General features: G+C 51.5%; 5 protein-coding genes. All 5 read right to left on the bottom strand.

Annotated elements, in window-relative coordinates:
• Window positions 1-538 (bottom strand): GntR family transcriptional regulator (locus ABDK92_03180; protein ID MEN3185626.1); only part of this gene is annotated, 538 nt, incomplete at its 3' end.
• A 54-nt stretch (window positions 539-592) separates the two neighbouring features.
• Complete coding sequence (locus tag ABDK92_03175) at window positions 593-2,710, bottom strand: FAD-dependent oxidoreductase (GenBank protein MEN3185625.1); 2,118 nt, start codon at window positions 2,708-2,710, stop codon at window positions 593-595.
• Between the two features lie 35 nt (window positions 2,711-2,745).
• Window positions 2,746-3,429 (bottom strand): deoxyribose-phosphate aldolase, encoded by a 684-nt coding sequence (gene deoC / locus ABDK92_03170; GenBank protein ID MEN3185624.1) that lies wholly within the window; start codon window positions 3,427-3,429, stop codon window positions 2,746-2,748.
• Window positions 3,430-3,533: 104 nt separating this feature from the next.
• Window positions 3,534-4,619 carry a uroporphyrinogen decarboxylase family protein gene (locus ABDK92_03165; GenBank protein ID MEN3185623.1) on the bottom strand — a complete coding sequence of 362 codons (1,086 nt, stop codon included), beginning with the start codon at window positions 4,617-4,619 and terminating at the stop codon, window positions 3,534-3,536.
• Window positions 4,620-4,621: 2 nt separating this feature from the next.
• On the bottom strand, window positions 4,622-5,878 hold the full coding sequence (locus tag ABDK92_03160; protein MEN3185622.1) for a replication-associated recombination protein A: 1,257 nt from the start codon (window positions 5,876-5,878) through the stop codon (window positions 4,622-4,624).
• Window positions 5,879-6,000: the final 122 nt, after the last annotated feature.

Genomic DNA, 6,000 nt, shown 5'->3' with positions numbered 1-6,000 from the left:
GTAAGCCATATTTCTCCCGCAAAATGGTATAGAGTGACCCTTTTTCGAGGTCCTCCTTTAAAAGGTCCGGACACAGATACACAGGAATGAGAGTCCGCTCGATGAGGATGGGTTCATCGTTGGCCATCCTCACCCGCACGAGTTTATTGACCCGGTGGTCGGAAGGAGGGAGACGGAGGAGTTCCACCAGTTCCTCATCCGCCTCAATGATCGCCTGTTCGAGGAGCTTAGAACTGGGTTTTAACCCCAACTCCATTATATCTTCGCTGAAGCTGTACAGTTTCGGCAACCGCCGACGGAGTTTGGGGGAAGTGACAAAAGTTCCTTTACCCTGTTTACGATACAAAAATCCCTCTTCCACTAGACTCTTCACCGCCTGTCGTACCGTAATCCGGCTCACACCATAGGTTCGACAAAGTTCGGCTTCGGGGGGAATGGAATCACCCGGTTTAAAAACTCCACTCAAGATTTGGCCTTTTAAAATATTCTTTAACTGCTGATACAGGGGAACATTTCCCTCTTCGATGATCTCCCTCACCAATAACCCCCTTTCCCGTGTTCTACGGAGAAAAACGCTGAAGGCCGTGGGCCTTCAGCGTTCAATTTCGGTGGGAAGATTGGCAATGAATGCCAGATTGGCGTTGAGCGCCAGGTCCTTCTCGAGTGTCAAACCAAGGTTGGCTCCATCAGTAACTGCACCTCGCAGATTCCGAACTTCTCTGGCGTCACCGATTTTGGCGACCGGCAATCCTGCTTCAAGAAGTGCACTGTACAGCGAGTCATCGGGTTCCACTTTTCCCAAGACTACGTTATCCACCTTGAGGGTTGAGCGGCAGAACTCACTATCCTGCAGAACCACTTCTCCGTTGGCCCGAATTTCCACCACCGTGGTCCTAAGGATAAAGGTCACCGGGTGCTTGAAGCCCCGCAGACTCAACCCCTCGCCATTTCCACCGGAAAATCGTTTCATCATTACATCTCTGTGGACGGGTTCCATCCAGCTGGCGAATTCTCGATTCTCGGTCACCACATAGAGCTTTTTCCCTTCGAAGCCCAGCTTCTCCACGGCGTCGGCCACCCCAAAATGGTCTCCCCATAAAAGCACCGTTTCACCACATTCAACCGGCTCTTTTTTATCCTCTGGATAATAGGCACAGGTCTTGTTCTTGCATCGTAGCACATCTTCAAAAGAAACCACCCAAGGTAAATCGATTCCTGGGATCTCTGGTCGGGCAACCTTTCCACCAGTTGCCACCACCACAGCGTCAAATTTTCGGAGTTCCTCCAGGGTGGGAACCGTACGATAGCGCACCACCACACCGAGTTTATTCATCTGTTCCCGCAACCAGTCCGCATACCAGCGCATCTTGCTCTTCGCTGGAACAGTGCAACAATAGAGGATAGCGCCCCCCAATTCACCACTCTTTTCAAAGATGGTCACCTGGTGTCCTCGCAGAGTGGCAATTCGAGCCGCTTCCATCCCGCCAGGTCCTCCGCCAATAACGGCCACCTTAAGGGGTGTTTCGGACTTTTTAAGATGGATGAACCGCTCGTCTCCCACTGCCGGATTTATCGCACAGCGACACTCTCTTTTGACCATGAGCGATTCCTGCCAGCATCCCACCAGACAAGAGATACATTTGCGAATTTCTTTCACCTTACCCTCTTTGGCTTTGTTCCCCCAGTAGGGATCCGCAATGAGCTGCCTGGAGAGCCCGATCATGTCCGTTTTCCCCTCGGCCAGGATTCGCTCACAGTATGCCGGATCCCGCAGGGTGTGACTGGTAATCACCGGAACCTTGACATACTTTTTGATTTCTTCAGCAGTATAGGTGTTCCATCCCTGAGGATAGTACATGGGGTCCATGGTGGGCCCGGGAACCTCAAAAATTCCCGCGCTGATATCCAGGAAAGCAATTCCATTCTCCTCCATGAGTTTGGCCACTTTGATACTCTCGTCCAGGGTCCTTCCGCCTTCGATCCACTCCTCACCGGAATACCGAATCCCGATGGGAAATTTCTTACCACATTTCCTCTTGATGCGGTCGATGATTTCCAGAACAAAACGCATCCGGTTTATGAAACTCCCACCAAATCGGTCATTCCTCCGATTCACATAAGGACTCATGAACTGGGCAATGAGATACCCATGGGCACCATGGAGTTCCACAGCATCAAAACCAGCCTGCTGTACCCGCCAGGCGGCTTCAGCAAATTTCTCAATGAGTTCATAAATTTCCTCCACGGTCATCGCCCGAATGGATTTGCCATGAGCCACATCTTCGGCATAGACCACTTCATGCCCAGCCGAACCAGGAAGAGAAACCACCATGTCGGTCGCCGAGAAAAGGTCTTTACGAGGCCAGGCTGCCTGACGACCAGGATGCTGCAGCTGCACAGCACACCGCGCCCCATGACGGTGCATGGCTTCCGCAAGGCGCGCCAGCCCTGGAATCATGGGATCCTCATCCGCGGCCAGACAGGTTACAGTCGGTCTCCCGGTGGCTTTATCGGGGGTGGTTGCTCCCACGATGATAAAGCCACATCCTCCTTTGGCGATTTCTTCGTGATAGGTTATGACCCGCTCGTTCACCGAACCATCGGCGTTGGCCGAACTGATATCGGTCGGCACATGGGCAATGCGGTTGGGAACCACAAAGTTTCCAATTTCAATGGGAGAAAAAATATGGGGGAAATATGGATTTTTCATAAAAAAACCTCCTTTTTATATGAGCAACAGCCCTCTTATTCCCGCTTTCTCCGCTTACACTCTTCTAAAATCTCCACCGTCCTGGTGGCCCCGAACCTGGTCGCCCCTACCTCGCGGACCTTTAATGCCATATCCAAATCCCGTACTCCTCCAGCGGCTTTCACCTGCACCCGGGAAGAAACACTTTCTCGCATCAAGCGCAAATCTTCAATGGTCGCTCCCCCTGGTGCAAAACCGGTTGAGGTTTTCACAAAATCCGCCCCGGCTTCCTCAGCCAACCGACAACCAATCCGCTTCAATTCATCAGTGAGATACCAGTTCTCTAAAATCACCTTGACTATAACCCCGTTTTTGTGAGCTACCTCCACCACCGCCTGGATATCCCTCTTCACGTACTCGAAATCCCGGCTGCGCAGCTTTCCGATATGGATGACCATATCCAGTTCTTCAGCCCCATCTTGAATGGCCAGTTCAGCCTCAAAAACCTTCGTCTCTGTGCGATGGGAACCATGAGGAAAACCAACCACCGCCCCTACTTTGACATCGCTCCCGGCAAGAATCTTCCTGGCCAGTGCCACATCCGAGGGTCGACAGCACACTGAAGCCACATGGTACTTTTTGGCAATCTCACATCCTTCGATGATTTCTTCTTCAGTGAGCTCCGGACGAAGAAGGGAATGGTCAATCATTTTGGCAATTTCTTCACAGGTGTACTCCATAGCATCATCTCCCTCACAATTGTTATAACAATATATCTATATAATGTAATTCCAAATCCATTGTACAGAAAGAGGGATTGACTTGTCAACCAAAGGACGGGAAGTTACCCTAAAAACGTAAGACCCTGGTCAAGCATGACGAGATAGTTACGGAATGGCACATAGTGAGCAATGGAGTTCCCAGAACCCAGGGCATATCGCCCTAAAGGAAAGCATGTATTCAAAATACTGGACACGTACTTCCGGAGTTCCCGTTCTTCAAGGCGCACAAGATAGTCAAGGTCTACCCCACCAAGCGTTCCAACCCGGTTACCATAGCGCCGAACAAAGTCCGTAACTGGAAAAACTGCTTCCTGAAAGGAATGAAAGGCATCGATACCCACATCGGTAATGAAATCCTCGAAAAGCGGAAGAACCATCCCACAGGAATGGAGGAAATAGACCTTTCCCTGCTCATGGCAGAGAGAGGCAAGACGCTTATGCCAGGGAAGGACAAACTGCCGCACAATCTGGGGTGAAACCAGGGTGGAAGTTTTATATCCCAGGTCATCACCTTGAAAAACTCCCACCACTTTAGGAAAATCAAGAAGCACCCGGTAAAAATCGAGAATCACCTCGCCCACCCTCTGAAACACCATTTGCACCAGCTCTGGTGCATCGTATAGGAGGTACGCAAATCCGGTGAAACCCAGAAGATTCTCGCTCACCGTTTCAAAAATCCCCCCACAGGCGTTCACCAAACACCCCATCCCTTCGGGAAGAACGGACGTGAGATACTCATAGAGGGAGAAATCAAACTGGTCCACCCTGGGAAAAGGATAGGCTTCCAAATCGGAAAAAGAGGTGATCACTCCTACGCCTTCTTCCACCCAGCTCCGTTGGTTCGGCCCGGAGCGGCTTTTTCCGGGAAAGGGGAGGGTCAGTCCAGGAATATCCACCAAAACACAGTAATCGTATCCTAAGCGATGAAAAAAGGAGACGTACTGGGCTAAGGCAGCTTTGGGGTTTTCAGTAATGGCGATGGGCTTTTCCTCAAGGTACCGTTCGCAGAATATCCCCACGATTTCCGGATCCACCAGAAACTCGGCAAAATGCACTCGCCGGGATGGCTGCGTTCCTTGAATAACCCCCAGGAACTCCCTCCAGTCGGGCTGGAATTTTCCCTTTCGAACCCACTCTTCAATGAGCACCGTCAGTAATTCCTCTCTTTCCAGAGCATCCGAAGGCGTTTCTGCAGAACCTCTTCATAGCCGCGGCCAGAAGGCCGAAAGTAAATTCGGCCCCGAAGCTTTTCCGGGAGATACTCCTGCTCCACAAACGCCCCCGGAAAATCATGGGCATAGCGGTACTCCTTCCCATAGCCTATCTTTTTCATCATGGCGGTGGGGGCATTCCGAAGATGCAATGGTACTGGAAGTGACCCAAATTCCTGCACATCCGCCAAGGCACGTTTGAGGGCTATATAGGACGAGTTACTTTTCGGCGCACAGGCCACATACACGGTTACCTGCGCCAGGGCCAGCCTCCCCTCCGGTTCCCCCAGAAACTCAAAAGCCTGGTGCGCTGCCACGGCCAAAAGGAGTGCCTGGGGGTCAGCATTCCCCACATCCTCTGAGGCACAGGCCACCAAACGACGCAGGATATTGCGCGGATTTTCCCCCGCTTCAAGCATTCGAGCCAACCAGTACAGGGCCCCGTCAGGGTCACTTCCCCGCAGGCTCTTGTGATAGGCAGAAAGAAGATTATAATGTTCTTCCCCCGATTTGTCATAGAGATGAAAATTTTTGACCAGAAACTCCCGTACGAACGGTACGGTGAGCGTCTTTTCCCCCTCACTTTGAGCAATGGAAACAGCCAGTTCAAGCAAATTCAACGCCTGTCGGGCATCCCCATCAGCTAATTGGGCCATAAAACGCAAAACTTCCTCTTCCGCGGCAATAGCCCAATTTTTTAGACCCCGCTCGTCCTCAAGAGCCCTTTTTAAAAGGAAGAACAAGTCTTCGTCAGAAAGGGGATGGAACAAAAGCACCTGAGCCCGGGAAAGGAGTGGGGCAATGATCTCAAAGGAGGGATTTTCGGTAGTGGAACCAATCAGAGTGACTAACCCCTCTTCAACGTAGGGTAAAAGGATGCTCTGCTGTCCCTTGTGAAAGCGATGAATCTCGTCAATGAAAAAGGCCGTTTTCCTCTGGTAGAGCTTGAGGTGTTCCTCCGCCTCTTTGACTGCATCCCGAATTTCTTTCACGCCTGAAGCCACGGCACTCACCGAAACCATATGATACTGACAGGCTTTGGCAAGAATTTGGGCCACCGAGGTTTTTCCGCTTCCCGGAGGTCCCCAGAGAATCAAGGAAGGTAAAACCCCTGATGCCACAATCCGGCGCAACACCCCCTTTTCTCCCGTTAAATGGGGCTGTCCCACCACCTCATCGAGGGTCTCGGGGCGCATCCGGAATGCTAAGGGTTGGTGAGTGGTGTTCGGAATGCGGAATAGCTCCCCTTCCTGAGAAATGGACCTCTCCTCCCCCCTCAAACCTTTGTTCTCATTATACTCGTTCTGTCGGAGAAAAC

This window comes from Atribacterota bacterium (assembly GCA_039638595.1).
GTDB classification, from domain to species: Bacteria; Atribacterota; Atribacteria; order Atribacterales; family Caldatribacteriaceae; genus Profundicultor; species Profundicultor thermophilus.
The sequence above is the reverse complement of the archived record's forward strand: the minus strand, read 5'-3'. Positions and strand labels throughout refer to the sequence as shown.